Here is a 26,780-nt window from a genome sequence, read left to right as displayed (position 1 = left end):
GCCATGCCGCACGGTTATACCTGCAAGGGCGCGGCGATCGATGATCTGTCTGGGGCCAAGGGTACAAAAAACGATGAACGCAAAGTCGATGATCGCGCTGAGTGGCGCGCTGGCTTTCTGCATGTCCAATGCCGATGCCGGCGGTGTGCCAACCGAACTCGATCCGATGCAGACGGTGACGGTGCTCGGCAATCTGCCACTGCAAAAGGAATCACGTTCGTCGACGGAAGGCTATGTGACGGCCGAGCAGCTTGCCGAGCGGCCGATCTCGCGGGCCGGTGAGCTGCTCGAGTTCGTGCCCGGACTGATGGTCACGCAGCACAGCGGCGAGGGCAAGGCCAATCAGTATTTCCTGCGCGGCTTCAATCTCGACCACGGCACCGATTTCTACACCGAGGTCGATGGCCTTCCAGTCAACATGCGCACGCACGCGCACGGTCAAGGCTACGCCGACGTCAACTTCATCATTCCCGAGCTGATCGGCTCGATGACCTATCGCAAGGGTCCGTACTACGCCGACGTCGGTGATTTCGCGGCGGCCGGCTCGGCGAACCTGCGCTACGTCGACGAACTGCCGCACAGCATCGCCAAGGTGACGGTCGGCGAGTACGGCGACTACAGCGGGCTGCTGGCGGCGTCGCCGACCGTGTTCGGCGGCAAGCTGCTGCTCGGCGCGCAGGCAACCGCGTATGAGGGGCCGTTCGATCTCGACGAGGACGTGCGCAAGTACGCCGGCATCGCCCGCTACCACCGCGGCGATGCGCAGCAGGGTTTCACGGCGTCGCTGATGGCCTATCACATCGACTACAACGCGCCGGACCAGATCCCGCAGCGCGCCGTCGACGACGGCGACATCGGCCGCCTCGGCTACATCGACCCGACCGACGGCGGCAATGTCGGCCGCTACAGCGCCAACCTCGAATGGCGCGGCAAGACCGCCGACGGCAACTGGCGCGTGCAGGGCTATGCGCTGAAGTACCGGATGCAGCTGTATTCGAACTTCACGTACTTTCTCGAAGATCCAGTGCACGGCGACCAGTTCAACCAGTTTGACGATCGCTGGGTGTACGGCGTCAACGCACGGCGCTACTGGCTGTTGCCGACGACGATTCCGGTCGACATCACGCTCGGTTTGCAGAGCCGCTACGACGACATCGATCCGGTCGGACTGTACAAGACCGAGGCGCGCCAGCGTCTTTCGACCGTGCGTCAGGATCGCGTCCGTGAAGGCAGCGCTGGCCTTTATCTGAGCAGCACGCAGAAATGGACGTCTTGGTTCCGGTCGACGCTTGGTGCGCGCGCCGACGGCTACAGCTTCGACGTCGACAGCGACCTCGCCGCCAACTCCGGCAACGACCACGACGCGATCGTCAGCCCGAAGGCGGCGCTGATCTTCGGGCCGTGGCAGCGCACGCAGTTCTTTCTGAACTACGGGCAGGGCTTTCACAGCAACGACGCACGCGGCGTGACGACCACCGTCGATCCATCCGACGGTGTGACGCCGCAGGACAAAGTCGACGCGCTGGTCAAGGCGCGCGGCGGCGAGTTCGGTATTTCCAGTGGCATCGTGCCGAAGATGACGATCGCCGCATCGCTGTGGTGGCTCAACTTCGATTCCGAACTCGTCTACGTCGGCGATGCTGGCGCCAATGAGCCCAGCGGCGCGAGCCGCCGCCATGGCGTCGAACTGTCCGTCTACTACTCGATCCTGCCGTGGCTGGTGCTCGATGCCGACTACGCGTATGCACATGCGCGGCTCGATTCCGACGATGGCGATCGCATTCCGAACTCGATCGGCACGATCTACGGCTTCGGCATCACCGTGCCGGAGACCAACGGCTGGAGCGGTGGCCTGCGCCTGCGTCACCTCGGTGCCGGACCGCTGATCGAGGACAACAGTGCCCGCTCGAAGCCGACCACCGTCGTCAACGCGCAGGTCGGCTACCACTTCCTGGAGCGCTACAGCGCCGAGCTGCAGGTGCTCAACGTGCTCGACAGCAAGGACCATGACATCACGTACTACTACACCTCGCGCCTGCCCGGCGAACCGGCCGAGGGCGTCGATGACTACCACTTCCACCCGGTCGAGCCGCGGGCGGTGCGCCTGAGCGTCGGTGCCAGCTTCTGAGGACGGCCCACAACTGTAGATTTCGCGGCTTAACTCCGGACGATGACGAAAGCGACACAGGCGGCGTCGGTCTATGCCGGCGCCGGCATCTGTGCGATCAGTGCGCGCGCGGCGCCGGACAGGGTGCGGCGTTCGTGCCAGACCAGGCCCAGTTCGCGCTGCAGGTGCAGGCCGACGACGCCGACGCGCGCCAGGCTGTCATCGAGCATGGACTCGGGCAGCATGCTCCAGCCCAGGCCGATGCCGGCGAGCATCTTCAGCGTCTCCAGATAATTGGTTGCCAGCCGCACGCGCGGGGTGATGCCCTGGCGCTGCAGTTCGGCGGTGACGATGCGATGCGTGTAGGTGGCTTCGTCCGGCAGCACTGCCGGGTGTTCGGCGAGTTCGCGCAGCGGCACGCCGCTGCGTCCTGCCAGCGGATGCTGCGGGGCGACGACGACGGTCATCGGGTCCGGCCAGACCAGTTGCCGCTGCAGGTGCGGCAGCGGCGTGGTTGGCAGGGTGACGATGCCGAGTTCGAGCTTGCCGGCGACGACGAATTCACAGGCGACTTCCGAATCCATGAAGTGAATGTCGAGGTCGACATTCGGATATTGCAGCGTGTAGGCGCGCAATACCGGCGGCAGGCGATGCAGGCCGATGTGGTGGCTGGTGCCGATCGACAGCCGTCCGCCGACATCGTCGTGCAGGTTGGACAGTGCGCGGCGACCGTCCTCGATGTCCTGCAGGGTCTTGCGCGCGTACGGCAGCAGCGTGCGACCGGCGTCGGTCAAGCTCACGCGGCGGCCGACGCGGTCGAACAGCGGGTGGCCGATCTGCGTCTCGAGCGCAGTGATGCGCTTGCTGATCGCCGGCTGCGACAGGTGCAAAGCCTCGGCGGCCTGCGTGAACGAGCCGCAGTCGGCAATTTCGACAAAGGCGGCAAGAAATTGCGTTTCCATGGCGTCGCATTCTAATCAGGAATGCGACTCATAAAAACGATTCATTGGAGTTATGGGTTCGCCGCTCCTAGAATGCGCGCACTTTCGCACCCTATGCATTCCAAGGAGAGGCCGCGATGAGCCGCAACGACCCGCCGAAAACCCTGTACGAGAAAATCTGGGACGACCATCTGGTCGAGGATCTCGGCGGCGGTCTGTCGCTGCTCTACATCGACCGCCATCTGGTCCATGAAGTGACCAGCCCGCAGGCCTTCGACGGCCTGCGTCTGAATCATCGTCAGCCGTGGCGTCTGGCCGCGAATCTGGCGGTGCCCGATCACAACGTGCCGACCGTCGATCGCGCGCTGGGCATCAAGGATCCGATCTCGCGCGCGCAGCTCGAGGCGCTGGACGCCAACTGTGCCGAGTTCGGCATCACCAAGTTCGAGTTGATGGACCGCCGTCAGGGCATCGTTCACGTCATCGGCCCCGAGCAGGGCGCGACGCTGCCGGGCATGACGGTGGTCTGCGGCGATTCGCATACGGCGACGCACGGCGCGTTCGGCGCGCTGGCGTTCGGCATCGGCACGTCCGAGGTCGAGCATGCGCTGGCGACACAGACGCTGGTGATGGCCAAGGCCAAGACCATGCTGATTCGCGTCAACGGCCCTGTTGGCCCCGGTGTTACCGCCAAGGACATCACGCTGGCGATCATCGGCCGCATCGGCACCGCCGGCGGCACCGGCCACGTCATCGAATATGCCGGTGAGGCGATCGAAGACCTGTCGATGGAAGGCCGCATGACGCTGTGCAACATGGCGATCGAGGGCGGCGCGCGCGCCGGTCTGGTGGCGGTCGACGACAAGACCATGGCCTATGTGAAGGGCCGTCCGTTCGCGCCGAAGCCGGAGCACTGGGACGCCGCTGTCGCGTACTGGAGCACGCTGAAGTCCGACCCGGGCGCGAGCTTCGACAAGGTCGTCGAGATCGACGCGACGAGCATCCAGCCGCAGGTTAGCTGGGGCACATCGCCGGAAATGGTGCTGCCGGTCAGCGCCGCGGTGCCGAACCCGGCCGCCGAGGCCGACCCGGTCAAGCGCAGCGGCATGGAGAAGGCGCTGAAGTACATGGGCCTGGAGGCCGGCACGCCGATCGCGCAGATCGCGATCGACAAGGTCTTCATCGGCTCGTGCACGAACTCGCGCATCGAGGACATTCGCGCCGCCGCCGCGGTCGTCAAGGGCAAGAAGAAGGCCGACAGCGTCAAGCTGGCGATGGTCGTGCCGGGGTCCGGTCTGGTGAAAGAGCAGGCCGAAGCGGAAGGTCTGGACAAAGTCTTTCTCGACGCCGGCTTCGAATGGCGCGAGCCGGGCTGCTCGATGTGTCTGGCGATGAACGCCGACCGCCTGGAGCCGGGTGAGCGCTGCGCGTCCACGTCCAACCGCAATTTCGAAGGCCGGCAGGGCGCCGGCGGCCGCACGCATCTGGTTTCTCCGGCGATGGCGGCCGCGGCTGGGGTGGCAGGGCATTTCGTCGACGTCAGGACGCTGTCGTGATGGCGAGCGCCGTCATGCATCGCCGGAGTATTGCCCCGGCCCGATCGCCGGCGATCGGGCGTTCGCCGGGCAAGGACTGCCACTGGCAGTCCTTGAAAGCCCCGGCTCACCCCGCAATGGCGGCCGCCGCGGGCATCGCCGGCCACTTCGTCGACGTGCGCGCGCTGTAAGCGGCACGAGGAGAACCGAACATGAAAGCTTTTACCGTCGTCACCAGCAAGATCGCGCCGCTGGACCGTCCCAACGTCGATACCGACGCGATCATTCCGAAGCAGTACCTGAAGTCGATCCGCCGCACCGGTTTCGGTCCGTTCCTGTTCGACGACTGGCGCTACCAGGATCCGGGCGATCTGCAGATCGATCCGGCGACGCGCCGCATCAACCCGGACTTCGTGCTGAATCAGCCCGCGCATCAGGGAGCGCAGATCCTGATCGCGCGTGACAACTTCGGCTGCGGCTCGTCGCGCGAGCACGCGGTGTGGGCGCTCGACGACTACGGGTTCCGTGCCGTCATCGCGCCGAGCTTCGCCGACATCTTCTTCTCCAACTGCTTCAAGAACGGCGTGCTGCCGGTCGTGCTCAAGCCCGAGGAAGTGCAGGCGCTGTTCGAAGGCGTGGCGAAGAATCCGGACGCGCAGTTCACGATCGACCTGCCGGCGCAGCAGATCAAGCTGCCGTGCGGCAATACGTTCTCGTTCGAGATCGACGCCGGCCGCAAGCACAACATGGTCGAGGGTCTCGACGAGATCGGTACGACCCTGCAGAAGGCCGATGCGATCCGCGCCTACGAGGCGCGCCGCGCGCAGCAGGCGCCGTGGCTGTTCGCGTCATGAGCGCCGCGGCCGGACAGACCTGGAACGCCGACGCGTACGCGCGCAACGGCCGTTTCGTCGCCGATCTGGCGGCGAGCCTGGTCGATTGGCTGGCGCCACAGGCCGGCGAGCGCATGCTCGATCTGGGTTGCGGCGACGGCGCGCTGACGCAGAAGCTGGTCGACGCCGGTGCCGTCGTCACCGGTGCCGACGCCAGCCCGGAGTTGGTCGCCGCCGCTCGCGAACGCGGCCTCGACGCGCAGGTCGTCGACGGTCAGGCGCTGGCCTTTGAGGACGCGTTCGACGCGGTGTTCTCGAACGCCGCGTTGCACTGGATGAAGCGCGATCCCGACGCGGTGCTGACCGGCGTCGCGCGCGCGCTCAAGGACGGCGGCCGCTTTGTCGCCGAAATGGGCGGTGCCGGCAACATCGCCGCCATCCGCGGCGCGGTGCACGACGTGCTCGCGGCGCGCGGTTACGACGCGGCGTCGGCTGATCCGTGGTTCTTCCCGACGGTGGCCGACTATCGCCGCCGTCTCGAAGCGGCCGGCTTCACGGTTACGGCGATCGAAAGCTTCGCGCGGCCGACGCTGCTGCCGGGCGACATCAGCGGCTGGCTGCGCACCTTCGCGCAGGCCTTTCTCGAGATCGTGCCGGCTGCCGAGCGCGACGCCGTGGTCGCCGACGTGCAGAACGCGTTGCACGCGCGCCTGGCCAACCAGGCCGGGCAGTGGACCGCCGACTACGTGCGTCTGCGCTTCATCGCGATCAAAACGCCGCGCCAGTAAGCGCGGCGCCACAACACCATTGGGTGCCGCGACGCTGGTCGCGGCGCGCCGAACAGAACCATGAGTTCCGATATGAGCAACAAGAAAATTCTGATCCTGCCGGGCGACTACATCGGGCCGGAGATCATGGCCGAGGCGGTCAAGGTGCTCGAACTGCTGCGCAGCGAAGGCGAGGCGCTCGAATGGAGCTTCGGCCACCTCGGCGGCGCGGCCTATGACGCCGAAGGCCATCCGTATCCGGCCTCGACGCAGAAGGCGGCGCGCGAGGCTGACGCCATCCTGCTCGGCGCCGTCGGCGGCCCGAAGTACGACGAGTTGCCGCGCGACGTGCGCCCGGAGCGCGGCCTGCTCGGCATCCGCAAGGATCTCGGTCTGTTCGCCAACCTGCGCCCGGCGCTGGCTTTCGACGAACTCGCCGATGCCTCGTCGCTGAAGCGCGAGGTGATCGAAGGCCTGGACATCCTGATCCTGCGCGAGCTGACCGGCGACATCTACTTCGGCCAGCCGCGCGGTCGTCGCACGACCGCCGACGGCCATGCAGAAGGTTTCGACACCATGCATTACAGCGCGCCGGAGATCGAGCGCATCGGCCGTGTCGCGTTCGAGGCCGCGCGCAAGCGCAACAAGCGCGTCTGCTCGGTCGACAAGGAAAACGTGCTGGAGACCTCGCGCCTGTGGCGTGAAGTCATGATCGGAGTCGCCAAGGATTATCCGGACGTCGAGCTGAGCCACATGTACGTCGACAACGCGGCGATGCAGCTGGTGCGTCGTCCGAAGCAGTTCGACGTGATCGTCACCGGCAATATCTTCGGCGACATCCTGTCCGACGAGGCGTCGATGCTCTGCGGGTCGATCGGTCTGCTGCCGTCGGCGTCGCTCGACGTCAACAACAAGGGCATGTACGAGCCGATTCACGGCAGTGCGCCGGACATCGCCGGGCAGGGCAAGGCCAACCCGATCGCGACGATTCTGTCGGTCGGCATGATGTTCAAGTACAGCTTTGACCGCGGCGACATCGCCACGCGCATCGACGATGCCGTCAAGCAAGTGCTCAAGGACGGCAAGCGCACCGGCGACATCGCCGCGCCGGGCGAAACGGTGCTCGGCACCCAGGCCATGGGCGACGCCATCGTCGAAGCGCTGCGCCGCAAGTAAACAACCCTGTAGGCGCGGCGCAAGCCGCGACCGCGAAAAGCGCGAACCGCAGATTACGCAGATTTCACAGATTAAAAATGTGAAGGCTTTGGCCTTTCATCTGCGTCAATCTGCGTAATCTGCGGTCAGGAAGCTTTTCTGCCTTTTCCCGGTCGTGGCTCGCGCCGCTCCTGCGAAGCTGAATATCGAGAGTGTGAGATGAAGAAGGTCGGATTCGTTGGCTGGCGCGGCATGGTCGGTTCGGTGCTGATGCAGCGCATGCAGCAAGAGCGCGACTTCGCGCAGATCGAAGCGCATTTCTACAGCACGTCCAGCGCCGGTGGTCCGGGTCCGGTGATCGAGGGCCAGGCCACGCCGGCGCTCAAGGATGCGACCAGCATCGACGCGCTGCGCGCGATGGACGTGATCGTCACCTGCCAGGGCGGCGACTACACGAAGGCGATCTATCCACAGCTGCGCTCGAGCGGTTGGGACGGCTATTGGATCGATGCCGCCAGCGCGCTGCGCATGGAAGACGATGCCGTCATCGTGCTTGACCCGGTCAACCGCGACGTCATCGACGCGGCGCTGGCCAAGGGCGTCAAGAACTACATCGGCGGCAACTGCACGAATTCCATTCTGCTGATGGGCGTTGGCGGTTTGTTCCGCGAAGGACTGGTCGAATGGGTCAGCTCGATGACCTATCAAGCCGCGTCCGGCGGCGGTGCCAATCACATGCGCGAGCTGCTGCGCGGCATGGGTGTCGTCAACGCCGCGGTGGCCGACGAGCTGGCGACGCCGGCCTCGGCGATCCTCGACATCGACCGCAAGGTCGCCGCGGCCATCCGCGATGACGTGCCGACCGAATACTTCGGTGCGCCGTTGGCCGGTGGCCTGATTCCGTGGATCGATGCGCAGTTGCCGAACGGCCAGTCCAAGGAAGAATGGAAGGGCCGCGCGGAGGTCAACAAGATCCTCGGCAAGCGCGGCGACGCGATGATTCCGGTCGACGGTCTGTGCGTGCGTGTCGGCGCGATGCGCTGCCACAGCCTGGCGCTGACCATCAAGCTGACCCGCGATCTGCCGCTGGACGAGATCGAGGCGATCATCCGCTCCGGCAACGACTGGGTGAAGTGGGTGCCCAACGAACGCGCGCTGACGGTGCAGGAACTGACGCCGGCGGTGATCACCGGCAGCCTGCAGATCGGTGTCGGCCGCGTGCGCAAGCTCGAACTCGGCGCCGGTTACCTGTCGGCGTTCGTGATCGGCGACCAACTGCTGTGGGGCGCGGCCGAGCCGCTGCGCCGCATGCTGCGCATCCTGCTGGGCTGAACCGAAGCGCGGCAGCGCCGGTCCTCATCTCCGCCGATCTCGGTGTGCCGCTCGTTCGGCGCCGAGCGATTCGCCTAGAATGTCGACCCGCAACCCGTCCTCGCGGACGGGTTCTTTGTTTCTGGAGCATGCATGTCGAAGCGGTTGGAGATAGCGGTCATTGGCGCGGACAGCCCGGTGGCCGAGGCTTTGTTCGATTTGATGGCCGAGCGCCGCTTTCCGGTGGCCGAGACCTCGGCGCTGGTGCTCGATCCGGAGTCGGAGGCGGACGTCCGCTTCGCCGACCGGCCCTTGCTGCTCGACGACGCGCGCACTTTCGACTTCACCCAGGTGCAGTTGGCGTTCCTCACCGATGCCGATCCGGAGCTGACGGCGCAGGCCGAGCGCGCCGCCGATGCCGGTGTCGTGGTCGTCGATGCCAGCAGCCAGAACTGGCGCGACTCGGCGATTCCGGTCGTCGCGGCGGACGTCAATCCGGCCGCCATCGCAGGCTTCAACGAGCGCGGCATCGTCGCGCTGCCGGACCGGCTCAATGTGGCGTTGGCGCCGATACTGCGTGCGCTGCACGGTTTGTTCGGCCTTCAGGCGGTGACCTTGACCGGCTTGCTGGCGGCGTCCGACGGCGGCCGTCCGGCGCTGGAGGACCTGGCGCGCGAGACCGCGGCCCTGCTCAACGCGCGCGCCTACGAGCGCCAGTACTTCGCGCGGCAGATCGCCTTCAACGTGCTCGGCCAGGATGGTGATGCCGGCGTCGACGGCGCTACCGAGCGCGAGCGCCGCATCGGCGACGAGTTGCGCATGCTGCTGGGCCTGCCGACGTTGGCGGTGCAGGCGACGCTGGTTCAGGTGCCGGTGTTCTACGGGCATTCGGCCAGCATCACGCTGCGCTTCGAGCGCAATGTCGACGTCGAAGCCGCGGCCGCTGCGCTGCAGGCGCTGCCGGACTTTGCGCTGGAAGCTTCACAGCTTGCCGCGGACGGTATCAGCCCGGTGACCGATGCGGCGCTCAGTTCGCGCGTGCAGGCCGGTCGTCTGCGCCGCGTCGACGGCGATCCGCTGGCGCTGGCGCTGTGGCTGACGGCCGACAATATCCGTCGTTGCGCGGCGTCGGCGGCACTGTCCAACGCCGAGCTGCTGGTCCGCGATCACCTGACCTGACGCGGTGGCCGGTGGCAGACGGCGGGCGAACGGTTCGCGAATAGTGGCCGCTGGGATAAATGATCGTGTATAAAAGGGCTTATACGCTCAAATTAAGCCGTCGCATGAGATCAATGGGCATCATCAGCGACGCAGCGCCAAGGGGGCTTGGAGGGCTATGAAGCGCATCGTGACGACGGTCTTGGCCGCGGCCGGCTGCCTGTGGCTGACGGCGGCTTCGGCACTGGGCCTGGGCGATATCCAGGTTCGTTCCCATTTGAATGAACGCTTCGACGCGGTGATTCCGGTCACCTCGCTTGACGATGGTGACGCCAGCAACATCCGAGTGTCGCTGGCGTCTGCCGACGAATTCACGCGCGCCGGCATCGAGCGCCCGGACTATTTGTCGTCGCTGCGTTTTGCGATGAAGGGCGGCAGCAACCCGCACATCGACATCAGCAGCGACAAGATCGCCCACGAGCCGTATCTGCAGCTGCTGCTCGAAGTGCATACCGGCGGCACGCGCATCATTCGGCAGTACACGGTACTGCTCGATCCGCCGGCTTACAGCGCGCGGGCATCGACGCCGGTGCCGACCGCCCCCGCGCCGGTCGCGTCGCAGCCGCGCAGCACGCCGCAGGCTTCGCTGCCGGCCGCTTCCGCGGCAACCCCGCCGACCAAGTACACCTTTGTTGAAGTCGATCATCCGTCGGCGCCGAAGGACGAGCGTCGCGCGCCGGTCTCGCAGCCGGCTAGCCCGAAATCCCCGGGCACGTCCAAGTCCGCCGTAACGCCGTCCGCCGGTGCAGTGGATGACGGCAGCATGCCGGGTGCCGGTGCGCTCTACGGTCCGGTCAAGCCGGGCGAGACGCTGTGGAGCATCGCGACGCGCATGCGGGGCGATGCCAACGTGACGATGGATCAGGTGTTGTTGGCGATCTACAACAGCAATCCGCGCGCATTCAGTGATGGCATCAACGGCCTGATGAAGGGCGTGATGTTGCGCGTGCCCAGCGTTAGCGACATGCAGTCGGTCGGTGCCGACGCGGCGCATGCGCGCGTGGCGCAGCTGCGCCACGGCGGCACGGCGGCGGCTGTGCCGCGGCGCCCGGTGATCGACACCATGCAGATCAAGCCGCCGCCGCCGGCCAGTAGCGCCGCAGTGGCGCCCAGCAAGCCGGCAACGGCCACCGCTCCGGCTGCCACCGAGCCGGAGCCGGAGCCGGAGCCGGAGCCGGAGCCGGAGCCGGAGCCGGAAGCGCCGACGTCGACGGCTGCAGGTGACAACACCAGCCCGGCCGCGACGGCGCCTGCTTCCGACAGTACGCCAGATGCGGCGAAAACTGAGGCTGCGCCGGCCGCGACCGAAGGCACGACGCCGGAGGCGGCGACCGGGCCCAACGATGCTACGGCGTCGGCGACCGCGGATGCGGCAGCTGCCGAGGCCAAGACCCCGCCACCGCCGAAGCCGGTGAAAAAAGCGGCGCCGCCAGCGAAGAAGACGGCGCCGCGCAGCGGCTTGCTGCAGGCCTTGTTGATGCCCCTGCTGATCGCGCTGCTGGTGCTGCTGATCATCGGCTTCCTGTTCTCGCGCTGGCGTGCGCGGCGCAACAAGTCGCCGGTCCCACCGGTGGTGACGCTGCCGCGCCAGGCACCGTCGACGGCGCCCGCTTCAAGCTCGTCAGATCAGTCCGCCGTGGCCAGCACCGCGGCGGTTGCGGCCGCAGCGGCGACGATGGAGCGGGAGGAAGCCTTCGCGCAGACCACCGTCGAGCGGCCGACTGGAGAAGACGCGACGGCGACGCAGCGCGTGCAGACCCGCGAGTTCCAGGCGACGACGCTGGATGGCACCCGCACGCTCGACGGCGGCGAGGCGCCGACCGGGTCCGTGCCCACCGAATCCGATGCCGCATCGTTTGAGCCGCAGAAGACGCTGCCGCCGGTCGATTTCGATCTGACCGGCCAGTTCGCTGCACAGAACGCGTCGCTTGATCTCGACGCCAACGATCCGGTCGCCGAAGCTGATTTCCATCTCGCCTACGGTCTTTATGACGAAGCGGCGACGATGCTGAAGCAAGCGGCGGTGGCGCATCCGGAACGCACCGACATTCAGCTCAAGCTGGCCGAGACCTATTTCGCGGCCGGCAAGACCTCCGAATTCGAAGAAACCGCGGCGGCGCTGAAGCCGCAGCTGTCGAGCGCCGAGTGGCAGAAACTGGCGATCATGGGCCAGCAGCTCGATCCGGATTCGCCGCTGTTCGGCGATGCCGACCGCGTGTCGGTATCGTCGGCCGCACCGCCGCCGCCAGCCGATTTCGGCCACGAGCCGCTTGAGCTCGATACCGCGTTCCTCGATACGCCGGCCACCGATGCGCCGCTGAGTCCGGCACCGGAGCCGGAAGCGCCGAAGGCCGGCGACCATCATCTCGACTTCAATTTCGACACCTCGGGCCTGGAGCCCGCCGAGCTCGATCCGGTGCCGCCGCTCAGCAAGGGGGATTCGGGGCTCGACTTCCAGCTCGACGATCTGGATCTGCCGCCGCTGCACGCCGAACCGGCACCGGCCGCAACGCCGCCGTCGAGCGAGCAGGCCGTCGATTTCGATTTGAGTGGCTTCGACGTGTCGCCGCAGCCCGAGTCGCCGCAGTCTCCGCCGACCGACGACCCGATGCACGCCGTCGACTTCGACCTCGGCGACTTCGATGCGCCGCCCGCTGACGGCGAGACGCCGGCGGCGGATGGCCCGGTCGAGGAATTCGATTTCGATGCCGTCTCGGCCGAGTCGACCGACATCAGTGGCGACGAAGTCGGCACCAAGCTCGATCTGGCCCGCGCCTACGTCGGCATGGGTGACAACGAAATGGCGCGCAGCCTGCTCGGCGAAGTGCTGACGCAGGGCAGCGAGCAGCAGAAGCAGGAAGCGCAGACACTGCTCGGCCAGCTCGGATAGCGGCGCGTGGCACGGTTTGCCGCCGGCGTCGAATACGTCGGTACCGGCTATTGCGGCTGGCAGGCGCTCGGCAAGCAGAAGACGCTGCAGGCCGAGCTGGAGCGGGCGATGTCGCGTGTCGCCGACCACAAGCTGGTCGTCACCGCCGCCGGCCGCACCGACGCCGGCGTGCACGCCTTGCAGCAGGTCATTCACTTCGACAGTGACGCGCAGCGCGACGAGTACGCCTGGGTGCTCGGCACCAATTCCAATGTCGACCGGCAGCTCAGCCTGAGCTGGGTGCGACCGGTGCCGCTCGAATTCCATGCCCGCCACCGCGCCATCGAGCGCAGCTATCGCTACGTGATCCATAACCGTCGCGCGCGGCATGCGTTGCTCGTGGATCGAGCGACCTGGTGGCCGCGGCCGCTCGATGCCGACGCCATGCGCGAGGCCGCGCAGGTCTTGCTCGGTGAGCACGATTTTTCATCGTTCCGCGATTCCGAGTGTCAGGCGCCGACGCCGGTGCGCGAGCTGCGCCGCCTGACGCTGCGTCGCCACGGCGAGTTCGTGGTGCTCGACATCGCCGGCAATGCCTTTTTGCATCACATGGTGCGCAACATCGTCGGCACGCTGGGCGAGGTTGGCATCGGCCGTCGGCCGGTCGAATGGGTGGCCGAGGTGCTGGCCGCGCGCGACCGCACCCGCGCCGGGCCGACCGCGTCGGCCGCCGGCCTCTATTTCGTGGGGCCGGAATATCCGGCAGAATTCGGCCTCCCGAAACCGCCGCAGCCCTGGTTTCCGGGAATTTGACCGCCGCGAGGCGACGCCGACCCCAGGGTCTGTGTCGCGCCGCGCGTGGTGAGGAGAGGGCCTGTGACGGCCCCGTCATTGATAAAGGTTTCCGTGTCCCGTACCCGCATCAAGTTCTGTGGACTACGCCGCCCCCGCGACGTGGCCGCAGCCGTTGAACTCGGCGTCGACGCCGTCGGCCTGATCCTGGTCCCGGCCAGTCCCCGTCACGTGAGCGTCGAGCAGGCCGCCAAGCTGCGTGCCGGCCTGCCGCCCTTCGTCAGCAGCGTCGCGCTGTTCAGGGACCCGGATGCAGCGTTCGTGCAGGACGCGATCGATGCGATCCGGCCGGACCTGCTGCAGTTTCACGGTAGCGAAGCGCCGGATTTCTGCGCCAGCTTCGGCGTGCCGTTTCTCAAGGCGGTGGCGATGGGCGGCGAGCGCCGATCGACGACGGGCTTGCGCGCCGAGGCGCGCCGCTACGCTGCGGCCAGCGGCCTGCTGCTCGACAGTCACGCGCCGGGCGGCATGGGCGGACGCGGACAGGTCTTCGTGTGGGACAATCTGCCGAAGGTATCGCGGCCGCTGGTGCTGGCCGGCGGCCTGAATCCGGGCAACGTCGCACGCGGTATTACCGCGGTACGGCCGTTCGCCGTCGATGTCTCCAGCGGCATCGAGCAAATACCGGGCGTCAAGGACGCCGACAAGATGCGGGCCTTCGTCGCGGCGGTGCGTCGCGCGGATGCCAAGCTCAACCGAGAGCCCCGATGAGTTACGACTTTCCCGATCACTTGGGCCATTTCGGCCCCTATGGCGGCCAGTTCGTCGCCGAAACGCTGATGGAGCCGCTGCGCGAGCTGGCCGACGCGTATTTCCGCCTCAAGGACGACCCGGCGTTTCTCGCCGAATTCGACCGTGACCTGGCGGACTACGTCGGCCGCCCGTCGCCGCTGTATCACGCCGAGCGCCTGACGAAGAGCTGGGGCGGCGCCGAAGTCTGGCTCAAGCGCGAAGACCTCAATCACACCGGCGCGCACAAGGTCAACAACACGGTCGGCCAGGCCTTGCTGGCCAAGCACCTCGGCAAGACGCGCATCATCGCCGAGACCGGCGCCGGCCAGCACGGCGTCGCCAGCGCCACGATCGCCGCGCGCCTGGGTCTCAAGTGCGTGGTCTACATGGGCGCCGAGGACGTCGAGCGGCAGTCGCCGAACGTCTACCGCATGAAGCTGCTCGGCGCCGAGGTGCGGCCCGTGCATAGCGGCACGAAGACGCTCAAGGACGCGATGAACGAGGCGCTGCGTGACTGGGTGACCAATGTCGACGACACGTTCTACGTGATCGGCACCGTCGCCGGACCGCATCCGTATCCGCTGCTGGTGCGCGACTTCCAGTCGGTGATCGGCCGCGAGGTCATCGCCCAGAGCCAGACCAAGTTCGGCGTGCTGCCGGACGCGCTGGTTGCCTGTGTCGGCGGTGGTTCGAACGCGATTGGTCTGTTCCATCCGTTCATCGGCCACCCGCAGGTCGCCATGTACGGCGTCGAAGCGGGCGGCAAGGGCGTCGAGACGTCCGAGCACGCCGCGCCGCTGTCGGCCGGCCGGCCCGGCGTGCTGCACGGCAACCGCACCTACATCATGGCCGACGACAACGGCCAGATCCTCGGCACGCATTCGATTTCCGCTGGCCTCGACTATCCGGGCGTTGGTCCGGAGCACTCATGGCTCAAGGACAGTGGCCGCGTGCAGTATGTTGCCGCCAACGACGACGAGGCACTGGCATCGTTTCACGAGTTGACGCGCATGGAAGGCATCATTCCGGCGCTCGAATCGGCGCATGCACTGGCCTATGCGAAAAAGCTCGCACCGCAGCTCGGCGCCGGCAAGCGCATGGTCGTCAATCTTTCCGGCCGTGGCGACAAGGATATTTTCACGATTGCCCGCATGGAAGGGATTACCCTGAGCTGAGTACCGCGCGGCGGGCAATCGTGAACAGCGTCGTCTCCCACAACCCCCGTTCGCCCCAAGGGGCGAGCCGTCCTGCGGCCGACCAGTGCCGCAGTCTGCACGGAGTGTCATGAGCAGAATCGAAAAGACCTTCGCCGATCTGAAGGCCGCCGGGCGCAAGGCGCTGATCCCGTACATCACCGCTGGCGACCCGCATCCGGACCACACCGTGGCGCTGATGCATGCGCTGGTGCGCGGTGGCGCCGACATCATCGAACTCGGCGTACCGTTCTCCGACCCGATGGCCGACGGCCCGACCATCCAGCTGGCCTGTGAACGCGCGCTCCAGCATGGCACCGGCCTGTGGCAGATCCTCGACATGGTCGCCGAGTTCCGGCGCACCGACGCCGACACGCCGGTGGTGCTGATGGGCTATCTCAATCCGATCGAAATGCTCGGCGTCGAGGCTTTCGCCGTGCGCGCCGAGCAGTCCGGCGTCGACGGCGTGCTGATCGTCGACCTGACGGTCGAGGAGGCCGACGGTTATCTGCCGGTGCTGCGCCGCTACGGTCTCGACAGCATCTTCCTGCTGGCACCGACCAGCCCCGAGGCGCGGGTCGCCGCCGTTGCACGCCAGGCCAGCGGCTATCTGTACTACGTCTCGCTCAAGGGCGTGACCGGCGCGGCAACGCTCGACATTGCCAGCGTCGCGCGCCAGCTCGACATGATCCGTCGGCATACGGCGCTGCCGTTGGCGGTGGGCTTCGGTATTCGCGACGCGGCGTCGGCCAAGGCGGTCGGGCAGGTGGCCGATGGCGTCATCGTCGGCAGCGCGCTGGTCGCGGAGATCGAGCGCGGCCAGGACCGGGCGGAAAGCTTGCCCGGTGTTTTGCAGGAAAAACTCGCCAACTTACGCGAAGCGCTTGACAGTTTGCCGCCAACACACGCTAATGGCATTCAGGCTAACATCAGCGTTTCGCCGAAAGCATGACCGAATCGATGAGCTGGTTGGACAAGGTTGCGGGATCGAAGCTGCTGACCGCCGGTGCGCGCAAGCGCAACGTGCCGGAGGGACTCTGGACCAAATGTGCGAGCTGCCAGTCGGTGCTGTATCGCGCCGAGCTGGAGCGGACCCTGGAGGTCTGTCCGAAGTGTGGTGACCACCGGCCGATCTCGGCGCGGGCGCGTCTCAAGCACTTCCTCGATGCCGACCATTGCGAGGAAATCGGCGCCAACATCGGCCCCAAGGACCCGCTGAAGTTCAAGGACAGCCGCAAGTACGTCGATCGCATCAAGGAAGCGCAGTCGGACACCGACGAAAAGGACGCCCTGATCGTCATGCGTGGCCGCCTGATGGGCATGCCGCTGGTCGCGTCGGCCTTTGAATTCAGCTTCATGGGCGGCTCAATGGGCAGCGTCGTCGGCGAGAAATTCGTCCGTGGCGTCAACGCCTGCCTCGAATACGGTGTGCCCTACGTGTGCTTCAGCGCCTCGGGTGGCGCGCGCATGCAGGAGTCGCTGTTCTCGCTGCTGCAGATGGCCAAGACCTCCGCGGCGCTGGCCAAGCTCGCCGAGCGTGGCCTGCCGTTCGTGTCGGTGCTGACGCATCCGACCATGGGCGGCGTGTCCGCCAGCTTTGCGCAGCTCGGCGACATCCAGATCGCCGAACCGAAGGCCTTGATTGGCTTCGCCGGTCCGCGCGTCATCGAGCAGACCGTGCGGCAGAAGTTGCCGGAAGGCTTCCAACGTGCCGAGTTCCTGCTCGAAAAGGGCGCGATCGACATGATCGTTGACCGCCGCGACATGCGCGAGCGCCTGTTCCGCCTGTTGGCGATGCTGACGCATTTCGCGCCGGCAGAAGCCAAGCCGGGCGACGCCAAAGCCCAGGCCGACTGAACCCAGCCCCTGGATCTGTGTGACGCTGCAAACGGATCGTAGCCTCGACGACTGGCTGCGGCTGCAGGAGTCGATTCACCCCAAATCGATCGAACTCGGCCTGGACCGGGTTCGTCGCGTTGCGGCGCGCCTCGATCTGCTGCGCGCGGTGCCGTTCACGGTGACCATCGCCGGCACCAACGGCAAGGGTTCCAGCGCCACACTGACCGCCGACATCTACCGCGCCGCCGGCTACCGGGTCGGGCTCTACACCTCGCCGCATGTGCTGCGCTACAACGAGCGCGTGCAGATCGACGGGCAGGCGGTCGCCGACGGCGCGCTGTGCGCGGCCTTCGAGGCGATCGACGCGGCCCGCGGCGACGACACGCTGACCTATTTCGAGTTCGGCACGCTGGCCGCGCTGTGGCTGTTCCGTGCTGCGCACGTCGAGGTGCAGGTGCTTGAAGTCGGGCTCGGCGGGCGCCTCGATGCGGTCAATATCGTCAATGCCGATCTGGCGCTGCTGACCAATGTCGGCCTCGATCATCAGGACTGGCTGGGCGACACGCGCGACGAAATCGGTCGCGAGAAGGCCGGCATCTTTCGCGCTCGGCGGCCGGCGGTGATCGTCGACCCCGAGCCGCCGGCGTCGGTGCTCGACGTGGCCGAGCGGCTCGAAACGCCGACGCTGCGCCTGGGCCGCGACTTTGAATACCGCATCGGCCCGGGCCGCAGCTGGAGTTGGCGCGGCGGCAACGAGTGGTGGACGCAGCTGCCGCCGCCGGCGCTGGCCGGGCCGCTGCAGTATCGCAATGCCGCCGGTGTCTTTGCTTTGATTCATGCCGGCCAGGCGCAACGGCCGGTACGCCGCGACGCGTTCGAGCGGGCCTTGCAGGGCATGCGTCTTCGCGGCCGCTGTGAGTCCTACCGCGGCGTGTTGCTCGATGTCGCACACAATGCCGAGGCCGCGCAGGCGTTCGCGTCGTTTCTCGCCGATCAGCCGTCGCCACGCGCGCTGGTGCTCGGCATGCTGGCCGACAAGCCGGCCGAAACCGTGGCGACGACGCTGGCGCCGGTCGTCGATCAGCTCTACACGGTCGGTCTGTCCGGCCCGCGTGGTCTCACGGCCGAAGCACTGCAGGAACGGCTCGCCGCCACCGGCGTTGCCGCGCAAGCCTGCGACAATATGGAATCAGCCCTGCGCGAGGCCCGGCAGGCGGTCGGGTCCGCCGGATGCGTGGCGGTGACCGGCTCGTTCCTGACGGTGGCCGCCGCGATCAATGAACTGGATGCACATGAATGACAAGATGAAGCGGCGCCTCGCCGGCGCCGCGGTATTGCTGGCCCTGGTCTTCATCGTCGTGTCGCTGCTGCCGACGCCGAACGACACCCGTCAAAAGGGCGGCGATGTGGTGACGATTCCGCTCAACGCAGTGCAGTCCGATGCGCCGCCGGTTGTCGCGTCGGCGGCGGAGCAGGGTGCGCCGCAAACGCTGGCCGCGCCCGGCGAGCCGGCCGCCGATGCCGATGACGGTACCGATCCGGGCTTGCAGAGCGTCGGCAGCGGTGGGGACGACGACGGTCCCGGCGACGAGTCGCCGGCGGCTTCGACTCCCACCCCGCAGCCGCTCAAGCAGGCGCCAGCACCGAAGGCGGAGCCCGCACCGCCTGCGCCCAAACCGGTCAGCAAACCGGAGCCGCAGCCCGAGCTGGCCGTCAAGCCGGCTCCGCCGCCCAAGCCAGCGCCGGAGCCCAAGCCGAAGCCCGCGCCGAAACCTGACGTCAAAGCTCCGCCGAAGTCGACGCCGCCGCCGGCCCCGAGTACGGCAGCGTCGAGCACGTCGGCACCCTGGTATGTGCAGGTTGGCGGCTTTGCCGATATCGACAATGCGCGCCGCGTGCAGGCCAAGCTCAAGGCCCTCGGTCAGCCCAACATCATCGCCCCGGTCGGGACGAGCAAGGGCACGATCTACCGCGTGCGCGGCGGCCCGTACGCCAGCGAGTCGCAGGCGCAGGCTGCATTGGCGAAGATCAAGGGCGCATACCCCGGCGCGCAGCTGATCTCGCCCTGAGTGCCTCAAGGAGCCGAGTGTGCCGCCCATCGGGCGGCCGCCGGCCGCGTCTGCCAAGCCCCTTGAAAGGACGGGAGTCGCCGCCATCGAGGCGGCGTGGCGATGTTCCTTCAGGCAGGCTGCACGATCGTTGGCCGACACGCCGCGCATCGCGCGCGCCCTGATGCGCGCCACGGTGCGATGGTAGAATTGCGCGTACTTCACGTCGCGCGTCGCATGACCTGGATTGACTACTGCATCGTCGCCCTAGCGCTGATCTCCGTACTTGTCGGCGTGGTGCGCGGGTTCACCCGCGAGATTCTCAGTCTCTGCACCTGGGTGTTCGCATTCCTGATGGCGGCGTTGTTCGGCGGCCGTGCGGCGTATCTGCTCGAAGGTCACATCGCCGATCCGGCGCTGCGCGAAGCCGTGTCCTGCGGCATCGTCTTTTTCCTGGCCTTGCTGGTCGGCACCATCGTCACGCATTTCGTTGTCCAGGCCGTTCGCGACAGCCGTTTCTCGGCGTCCGACCGCACGCTCGGCGCCGGCGTCGGTGTGCTGCGCGCGGTCATCGTCCTGGTCCTGTTCGTCATCGTCGCGAGCCGTCTCGGCGCCGCGCAGGACGGCTGGTGGCAGAAGTCCCGCATCGTTCCTCATTTCGTCGGCATTGCGCACGGCGTCGAAGCGCTGATCCCGCAGCGCTGGCTCAACTTCCTGTCGGCGGCGCCTGCCGTGGCCGACAAATCGCTCTCATCACCGGATCATTAGTCATGTGTGGAATCGCCGGCATCGTCTCGCAACAAGCAACCGTCAACTCCGACCTGTTCGATGCGCTGACCATGCTCCAGCACCGCGGCCAGGACGCCGCGGGCATCATCACCAATGAAGGTCACCGTCTTTATCTGCGCAAGGAAAACGGGCTGGTTCGCGACGTCTTCCACGCCGACGATCAGATGGCCAAGCTGCGCGGCAACATGGGCGTGGCGCACGTGCGCTATCCGACCGCCGGCACCTCGACCTCGGCCGAAGCGCAGCCGTTCTACACGAACACGCCGTTCGGCATTTCGCTGTCGCACAACGGCAACCTGACCAATGCCGAAGAGCTCAAGCAGGAGCTGTTCCTCGAAGACCGCCGTCACCTCAACACCGAATCCGATTCGGAGGTGCTGCTCAACGTCTTCGCGCACGAGCTGCTGCAGCGCGGCGTGCTGCGCCTGACGCCGGAAGACATCTTCGCCGCCGTGTCCGGCGTGCATCTGCGCTGCCGCGGCGCCTACGCCTGCGTGGCGATGATCACCGGCTACGGCGTGGTCGGCTTCCGCGATCCCTACGGCATCCGCCCGATCGTCTACGGCCGCCGCGAAGCGGCCAAGGGCGGCTACGACTACCTGATCGCGTCGGAGTCGGTGGCGCTCGATGCGCTCGGTTATGAGCTCGTCGACGACATCGCGCCCGGCGAAGCGGTGCTGATCACGCTCGACGGCAAGCTGCACAAGCGTCAGTGCGCGGCCAACCCGATCTACTCGCCGTGCATCTTCGAGCACGTTTATCTGGCGCGCCCGGACTCGGTGATGGACGACATCTACGTCTACAAGGCGCGCCTGCGCATGGGCGTGAAGCTGGCCGAAAAGATCCTGCGCGATTGGGCCGACCATGACATCGACGTGGTCATCCCGATTCCGGATACCTCGCGCGTCGCCGGCGCCGAACTCGCTGCGCGGCTCGGCGTGCTCTACCGCGAAGGCTTCATCAAGAACCGCTACATCGGCCGCACGTTCATCATGCCGGGGCAGGCGCAGCGCAAGAAGTCGGTGCGCCAGAAGCTCAATCCGGTCGACATCGAATTTCGCGGCAAGAACGTGCTGCTGGTCGACGACTCCATCGTCCGAGGCACGACGTCGAAGGAGATCATCGAGATGGCGCGCGACGCCGGCGCCAAGAAGGTCTATTTCGCGTCGGCCTCGCCGCCGGTGCGTTACCCGAACGTCTACGGCATCGACATGCCGACGTCGAGCGAGCTGGTCGCGCACGGCCGCTCGCTCGCCGAACTCGAGGCCATGCTGGGCGCCGACCGCCTGATCTATCAGGATCTCGAGGACCTGATCGACGCGGTGCAGTTCGGCAACCCGAACATCACGCGCTTCGACTGCTCGGTATTCAACGGCGAATACATCACGCAGGACGTGACGACCGAATACCTCAACCAGCTGGAGCTGTTCCGCTCGGATGCGGCGAAGGCCGCGCGGCGTAAGGCGCAGACCGTCATCGAACTGCCCAATGCTTGATGCAGCGCGGCGCGCGACGCCGCTCCGCGCTGAGGACGGTTCGGTGGGGTGATCGAGGGCTTGCTCAAGGCTGCGATTGCACTTACCTTTACGCGGCGCCGATTTGCTCCCAGCTTGCAGGCGCGGTGTCTTCGGACACCAACAAATGTCGCTAAACGGGGCGTGAGCCCGTTTGGCATTTTCAAAGGATGCTGGCGGGCTTTTTCATTGCCCGCAGGAAGGTGGCAGTGAACGAATTCTTCGATCCGGAGTGGGGCAGCGCGACGCTCGGCGTGCGCGCTGCCGAACCGCGTACCGGCAACCGCGAACACTCGGCGTCGGTGTCGCTGACGTCGAGCTATGTGTTCGGCAGCGCCGCGCAGGCGGCGGCGGTGTTTTCCGGCAACGAACCCGGTTTCATCTACTCGCGCTTTACCAACCCGACCACGGAAGCCTTCGAAAAGCGCCTGGCGGCGATGGAAGGCGGCGAGAGCTGCGTGGCCACCGCCAGCGGCATGGCGGCGGTGATGACGATGTGTCTGGCGCTGCTCAAACAGGGCGATCACATCGTCAGCTCGCGCGGCCTGTTCGGCTCGACGATCAATCTGTTCGGCAACATCCTGACCAAGTTCGGCATCACCATCAGCTTCGTCGATCAGACCGACGTTGCGGCGTGGGAAGCGGCGGTTCAGCCGAACACCAAGCTGCTGTTCGCGGAGACGCCGACCAATCCGCTGGTCGAGCTGGTCGACATCGCCGCGCTGGCCGACATCGCACATCGCCACGGTGCCTTGCTGGCGGTCGACAACTGCTTTTTGACGCCGGTCTTGCAGCAGCCGCTGAAGCTCGGTGCCGATCTGGTGATTCATTCGGCGACCAAGTACATCGACGGCCAGGGCCGCTGCGTCGGCGGCGCCATCGTCGGCGACGCACAGCGCGTCGGTAAGAACGTCTTCGGCTTCATGCGCACCGCCGGGCCGTGCATGAGCCCGTTCAATGCCTGGGTGTTCCTCAAGGGCCTGGAAACGCTGGCGGTGCGCATGAAGGCGCACTGCGAGAACGCGCACGGCCTGGCCGAGTGGCTCAGCGAGCAGCCGACCGTCGCCCGCGTGCATTACCCGGGGCTGGTCACGCATCCGCAGCACGAGCTGGCGCGGCATCAGCAGTCGGGCTTCGGCGCGGTCGTCGCGTTCGAGGTCGAAGGCGGCCGCGACGCGGCGTGGCGCGTCGTCGACAGCACGCGGCTGATTTCGATCACCGCCAACCTCGGCGATACGCGCACGACGATCACGCATCCGGCAACGACCACGCACGGCCGCATCAGTGCCGAGGCGCGCGCGCAGGCCGGCATCGGCGAGGGCCTGCTGCGTGTTGCGGTCGGCCTCGAAGACCTCAAGGACCTGACGGCGGATCTGGCGCGGGGCCTGACTCTGTAGCCAGGCCAAGGAGCGCGGCGCATGCGGCAGATCTACATCACCGGGCGCGGCGGCCCGGAGAAACTGCAGATACGCGAGGCGGCCGACCCGTCGTCGGCCGCCGGCGAACTGCGCATTCGCGTGCGGGCGATCGGCATCAACTTCGCCGACATCCTCGCGCGCCAGGGCCTGTATCCGGACGCGCCGAAGCTGCCGTGCGTGGTCGGCTATGAGGTCGCCGGCGTGGTCGACGCGGTCGGCGCCGATCAGGACGCGCACTGGATCGGCCGCGAGGTCTTCGCGCTGACGCGCTTCGGCGGCTATGCCGACTGCGTCGTCGTGCCGGCGGCGCAGGTCTTCGCCAAGCCGGCAGCGCTGAGCTTCGAGCAGGCCGCAGCAGTGCCGGTGAACTATCTGACCGCCTGGCAGTTGCTGGTCGTGGTCGGCGCGCTGCGCGCCGGCGAGACGGTGCTGATCCACAACGCCGGTGGCGGCGTCGGCCTGGCGGCGATCGACGTGGCGCGCCATGTCGGCGCGACGATCTACGGCACCGCCAGCGCCGGCAAGCATGCATTCCTGCGCGAGCGCGGCCTGCATGCGGCCATCGACTATCGCGGCAAGGACTGGCGACCCGAGCTGATGCGGCTCAGCGGCGACCGCGGTGTCGAGCTGATCATCGACCCGCTTGGCGGCCGGCACTGGAAGCGCAGCTATCGCGCGTTGCGTCATACCGGCCGGCTCGGCATGTTCGGCATCTCCCGCGTCACCGAAAGCTGGTTGATCGGGCCGCTGCGTCTGCTCGACGTCGTTGCCGGCCTGCCGCTGTTCAATCCGATCAGCCTGATGAACGACAACCGCGCCGTGTTCGGCGTCAATCTCGGCCATCTGTGGCACGAGGTCGACAAGATTCGCGCGTGGATGCAGGACGTGCTGGCCGGTATCGACGACGGCTGGGTGCGGCCCCACGTCGACCGTGCGTTCGGCTTCGAACAGGTCGGCGAGGCGCAGGCCTATATCGAGGCGCGGCGCAATACCGGCAAGGTCGTGCTGACGGTCGCGTCGTGAACGACGGCATCGACCGCCGGCGCTGGCACGCCGCGCTCGTCGAAACCGATCCCGGCGAGAAGTGCCGGCGCGTCGCCGTGCTGAGCCTTGCCGATCCTGCGCCGCTCGATGCCGACGACCCGCGCCCGCTGCCGGGGCGGCCGGCGCGGCCGACCCTGGTGCATCCGCGCGACGTGCCGCATCGCGGTCTCGGCACGGTCGACGGCCGCGCGGCGCTGATGCATGCGATCGCGCATATCGAATTCAACGCGATCAACCTGGCGCTGGACGCCGGCTGGCGCTTCACTGGCATGCCGGCGCGCTACTACGCGGACTGGCTCAGCGTCGCGCAGGACGAGGCTCGGCACTTCGCGATGCTGCGCGCGCGCCTGCAGTCGGTCGGCTACGACTACGGCGATTTCACCGCGCACAACGGCTTGTGGGAGGCGGCCGAGAAAACCGCGCACGATCCGCTGTTGCGTATGGCGCTGGTGCCGCGTGTGCTGGAGGCGCGCGGTCTCGACGTCACGCCCGGCATGATGCAGCGCCTGCGCGAGGCCGGCGATACCGAAACGGTGGCGATCCTCGACGTGATCCTGCGCGAGGAAGTCGGCCACGTGGAAATCGGCACGCGCTGGTTCCGCCACCTGTGCGCGCAGCGCGGCCTGGCGCCGGATGCGACGTTTGCGACGCTGCTCGCCGAGCACGGTGTACGCCTGCGCGCGCCGCTGAACCTGGAGGCGCGCCGCGCCGCCGGGTTTGCCGAATCGGAACTGGCGCTGGCGAGTGCCGAGCGCCGCTGAAGTCGTCACCGGCGGGACCGGAACCCGTCATACTGTGAGCGTTAGCCGACGACTGTTTTGACCGATGCCGCACGACCATTCGCCCTCGCATGACCATCGCCACGATCACGCGCACGATCATGGCCACGCCCATGCGCACGGCGACCACGGGCACGGCCATCATCACGGCCCCGGCCATGTCCATTCGCACGGCGCGCACGCGTCCGAAAGCGCGTTGTTCTGGGCGTTGCTGCTGACGGGCGGCTTCATGATCGCCGAGGTGACCGGCGGTCTGCTCGCCGATTCACTGGCGCTGCTGGCCGACGCCGCGCACATGCTGACCGATGCCGCGTCGCTGGCGATGGCGTTCTTCGCGGTGCGTGCCGCGCGCCGTCCGGCGACGCCGGCGATGAGCTATGGCCACCACCGCTGGCAGGTGCTGGCCGCCTTCGTCAACGGCCTGGCCTTGCTGGTGCTGTCGGCGTGGATCGTCGTCGAGGCGGTGCTGCGTCTCTGGCAGCCGGAAGCGGTGGCCGGCGGCATGGTGATGCTGATCGCCACGATCGGCCTGATCGTCAACATCGCCGCATTCGCGATCCTCTCCGGTGGCGAACAGAACCTCAATGTCCGCGGCGCGCTGGCGCACGTGCTTGGCGATCTGCTCGGCAGCGTCGCGGCACTGGTCGCCGGCGCGCTGATCTGGTGGCGCGGCTGGATGATCGCCGATCCGCTGCTGTCGGCGTTCGTCGCGCTGCTGATGTTGCGCACCGGCTGGGCGATCGCGCGACAGTCAGCGCATGTTCTGCTCGAAGGCACGCCGCCGGGGCTGGACGAGCAGGCCATCGTCAGTGCCATCGAAGACAACATCGGTGCGGTCGACAGCGTCCATCATGTGCATGCCTGGTCGCTGAGCGACGACAAGCCGATCGTCACCTTGCATGCGACGCTGCGCAGCGACGTTGAACGCGATGCGACGCTGGTGGCGATCCACGAGTTGCTGCACCAGCGTTTCGGTGTCGAGCACAGCACCATCCAGATCGAGGATTGCCCCTGCGCGACGCCGGTGCAGGGCTGCGCCGCCTAGCAGTCTTCAGGCGTTCGCGGCGGTCGCTGCGTCCGGGATCGGCCGGTCGAGCTGTACGCGCATGACGCCGCCGTCGTCGACCTTCAGATACTCCATCAACGGTGCGCCGCTCGGGCCGGCCTCGCGCCAATCGGCGAGCACGATGCGCGTTGCGCGGATGCCGCCGCGTAGCTGCAGCAGGTGATCGGCGGGGCGGTGCGTGTGGCCGTGGATCATGCGCGTCACGACCTGACGGGTCAGCGCCGTACGAATCGCCACGTCGTTGACGTCCATGATCGCCGACGGCTTGTTGCGCTTCTCGGCCCCGCTCTGGTGGCGTAGCCCGCCGGCGATCGCATGCCGACGCGTCTGTGGCAGGCGTCGGAACAGCCACTGTGCGACGCGATTACGCGAGAAGCGGCGCCAGCGCTGATAGCCACGGTCGTCCGTGCAGTAACGATCGCCGTGCGACAGCAGCGTCGGCACGCCGCCGAGCGTGACCACCAGCGGATCTTCGAGCAGCGTCACGCCGGTGGCCGCGGCAAAGCGCTGGCCGACCAGGAAGTCGCGATTGCCGGCCATGAAATGGACGCGTACGCCGCGGTCGGTGAGGTCGCGCAGCGCCTTGATCTCGGGCGCGTAGTCGACCAGCCCGACATCGTCGCCGACCCAGTATTCGAACAGGTCGCCGAGAATGTAGACCGCCTCGGCCTTGCGCGCCGGTCCTGCCAGGAAATGCAAAAAGCCCTCGCGCAGCGGCGAGGGCTCGTTCGGCAGATGCAAATCCGATAACAGCAATATCACGGGATCGG

The 26,780-nt window shown here is 67.2% G+C and carries 24 protein-coding genes; 22 read left to right on the top strand and 2 right to left on the bottom strand.

Features of this window, described 5'->3' with window-relative positions; translation table 11 throughout:
* Positions 1-73 precede the first annotated feature (73 nt).
* Positions 74-2,128 carry a TonB-dependent receptor gene (locus G7Y82_RS18485; protein WP_168149630.1) on the top strand — a complete coding sequence of 685 codons (2,055 nt, stop codon included), beginning with the start codon at positions 74-76 and terminating at the stop codon, positions 2,126-2,128.
* A gap of 71 nt (positions 2,129-2,199) precedes the next feature.
* On the opposite strand, the gene G7Y82_RS18480 is transcribed toward G7Y82_RS18485, so the two are convergent.
* Complete coding sequence (locus G7Y82_RS18480) at positions 2,200-3,069, bottom strand: LysR family transcriptional regulator (RefSeq protein WP_168149629.1); 870 nt, start codon at positions 3,067-3,069, stop codon at positions 2,200-2,202.
* A gap of 116 nt (positions 3,070-3,185) precedes the next feature.
* Here G7Y82_RS18480 and leuC point away from each other — a divergent pair, with 116 nt between their 5' ends.
* From leuC to G7Y82_RS18375, 21 genes are all read left to right on the top strand, one after another.
* A complete protein-coding gene (gene leuC, locus G7Y82_RS18475; protein WP_168149628.1) occupies positions 3,186-4,604 on the top strand; it encodes a 3-isopropylmalate dehydratase large subunit in 1,419 nt (472 codons plus the stop codon).
* Positions 4,604-4,774, top strand: coding sequence for a hypothetical protein (locus tag G7Y82_RS18470; RefSeq protein WP_168149627.1), 171 nt, complete (start codon positions 4,604-4,606; stop codon positions 4,772-4,774). Before leuC ends, G7Y82_RS18470 begins: the two co-directional genes overlap by 1 nt.
* A 21-nt stretch (positions 4,775-4,795) precedes the next feature.
* Positions 4,796-5,437, top strand: coding sequence for a 3-isopropylmalate dehydratase small subunit (gene leuD / locus G7Y82_RS18465; protein ID WP_168149626.1), 642 nt, complete (start codon positions 4,796-4,798; stop codon positions 5,435-5,437).
* Positions 5,434-6,204 carry a class I SAM-dependent methyltransferase gene (locus G7Y82_RS18460; protein ID WP_168149648.1) on the top strand — a complete coding sequence of 257 codons (771 nt, stop codon included), beginning with the start codon at positions 5,434-5,436 and terminating at the stop codon, positions 6,202-6,204. The genes leuD and G7Y82_RS18460 overlap by 4 nt, the downstream gene beginning before the upstream one ends.
* 72 nt (positions 6,205-6,276) lie before the next feature.
* A complete protein-coding gene (gene leuB, locus G7Y82_RS18455) occupies positions 6,277-7,359 on the top strand; it encodes a 3-isopropylmalate dehydrogenase (RefSeq protein ID WP_168149625.1) in 1,083 nt (360 codons plus the stop codon).
* Positions 7,360-7,557: 198 nt separating this feature from the next.
* Positions 7,558-8,670 (top strand): aspartate-semialdehyde dehydrogenase, encoded by a 1,113-nt coding sequence (gene asd / locus G7Y82_RS18450; RefSeq protein WP_168149624.1) that lies wholly within the window; start codon positions 7,558-7,560, stop codon positions 8,668-8,670.
* 132 nt (positions 8,671-8,802) lie between these two features.
* A complete protein-coding gene (locus G7Y82_RS18445; RefSeq protein ID WP_168149623.1) occupies positions 8,803-9,828 on the top strand; it encodes an aspartate-semialdehyde dehydrogenase in 1,026 nt (341 codons plus the stop codon).
* Positions 9,829-9,985: 157 nt separating this feature from the next.
* On the top strand, positions 9,986-12,757 hold the full coding sequence (locus G7Y82_RS18440) for a FimV/HubP family polar landmark protein (RefSeq protein ID WP_168149622.1): 2,772 nt from the start codon (positions 9,986-9,988) through the stop codon (positions 12,755-12,757).
* 6 nt (positions 12,758-12,763) lie between these two features.
* A complete protein-coding gene (gene truA / locus G7Y82_RS18435; RefSeq protein WP_168149621.1) occupies positions 12,764-13,549 on the top strand; it encodes a tRNA pseudouridine(38-40) synthase TruA in 786 nt (261 codons plus the stop codon).
* 93 nt (positions 13,550-13,642) lie between these two features.
* Positions 13,643-14,299 (top strand): phosphoribosylanthranilate isomerase, encoded by a 657-nt coding sequence (locus G7Y82_RS18430; protein ID WP_168149620.1) that lies wholly within the window; start codon positions 13,643-13,645, stop codon positions 14,297-14,299.
* Positions 14,296-15,495, top strand: coding sequence for a tryptophan synthase subunit beta (gene trpB, locus G7Y82_RS18425; RefSeq protein WP_168149619.1), 1,200 nt, complete (start codon positions 14,296-14,298; stop codon positions 15,493-15,495). Before G7Y82_RS18430 ends, trpB begins: the two co-directional genes overlap by 4 nt.
* A gap of 109 nt (positions 15,496-15,604) precedes the next feature.
* Complete coding sequence (gene trpA / locus G7Y82_RS18420; RefSeq protein WP_168149618.1) at positions 15,605-16,465, top strand: tryptophan synthase subunit alpha; 861 nt, start codon at positions 15,605-15,607, stop codon at positions 16,463-16,465.
* A gap of 8 nt (positions 16,466-16,473) precedes the next feature.
* Complete coding sequence (accD, locus tag G7Y82_RS18415; RefSeq protein WP_168149617.1) at positions 16,474-17,370, top strand: acetyl-CoA carboxylase, carboxyltransferase subunit beta; 897 nt, start codon at positions 16,474-16,476, stop codon at positions 17,368-17,370.
* A gap of 19 nt (positions 17,371-17,389) precedes the next feature.
* A complete protein-coding gene (gene folC / locus G7Y82_RS18410) occupies positions 17,390-18,652 on the top strand; it encodes a bifunctional tetrahydrofolate synthase/dihydrofolate synthase (protein WP_366515698.1) in 1,263 nt (420 codons plus the stop codon).
* Positions 18,645-19,421, top strand: a complete 777-nt coding sequence (locus G7Y82_RS18405; RefSeq protein WP_168149616.1) for an SPOR domain-containing protein — start codon at positions 18,645-18,647, stop codon at positions 19,419-19,421. Before folC ends, G7Y82_RS18405 begins: the two co-directional genes overlap by 8 nt.
* 216 nt (positions 19,422-19,637) lie before the next feature.
* Entirely contained in the window at positions 19,638-20,168 is a 531-nt protein-coding gene (locus tag G7Y82_RS18400; protein WP_168149615.1) for a CvpA family protein, read from the top strand.
* Positions 20,169-20,170: 2 nt separating this feature from the next.
* Entirely contained in the window at positions 20,171-21,685 is a 1,515-nt protein-coding gene (gene purF, locus G7Y82_RS18395) for an amidophosphoribosyltransferase (protein ID WP_168149614.1), read from the top strand.
* A 227-nt stretch (positions 21,686-21,912) separates the two neighbouring features.
* Positions 21,913-23,100, top strand: a complete 1,188-nt coding sequence (locus tag G7Y82_RS18390) for an O-succinylhomoserine sulfhydrylase (RefSeq protein ID WP_168149613.1) — start codon at positions 21,913-21,915, stop codon at positions 23,098-23,100.
* A 21-nt stretch (positions 23,101-23,121) separates the two neighbouring features.
* Positions 23,122-24,144 carry a synaptic vesicle VAT-1 family membrane protein gene (locus G7Y82_RS18385; RefSeq protein ID WP_168149612.1) on the top strand — a complete coding sequence of 341 codons (1,023 nt, stop codon included), beginning with the start codon at positions 23,122-23,124 and terminating at the stop codon, positions 24,142-24,144.
* A complete protein-coding gene (locus G7Y82_RS18380) occupies positions 24,141-24,926 on the top strand; it encodes a ferritin-like domain-containing protein (RefSeq protein ID WP_168149611.1) in 786 nt (261 codons plus the stop codon). The genes G7Y82_RS18385 and G7Y82_RS18380 overlap by 4 nt, the downstream gene beginning before the upstream one ends.
* Positions 24,927-24,990: 64 nt before the next feature.
* The gene (locus G7Y82_RS18375) at positions 24,991-25,989 is read left to right on the top strand and encodes a cation diffusion facilitator family transporter (RefSeq protein WP_168149610.1); all 999 of its coding nucleotides are present in this window, start codon (positions 24,991-24,993) and stop codon (positions 25,987-25,989) included.
* A 6-nt stretch (positions 25,990-25,995) separates the two neighbouring features.
* Here the strand turns inward: G7Y82_RS18375 and G7Y82_RS18370 are convergent, their stop codons facing one another.
* Positions 25,996-26,772, bottom strand: a complete 777-nt coding sequence (locus tag G7Y82_RS18370; protein WP_168149609.1) for a UDP-2,3-diacylglucosamine diphosphatase — start codon at positions 26,770-26,772, stop codon at positions 25,996-25,998.
* Positions 26,773-26,780 lie beyond the last annotated feature (8 nt).

This window comes from Solimonas marina (assembly GCF_012241385.1).
GTDB lineage: Bacteria > Pseudomonadota > Gammaproteobacteria > Nevskiales > Nevskiaceae > Solimonas > Solimonas marina.
This window is presented reverse-complemented; position numbering and strand designations above follow the sequence as displayed.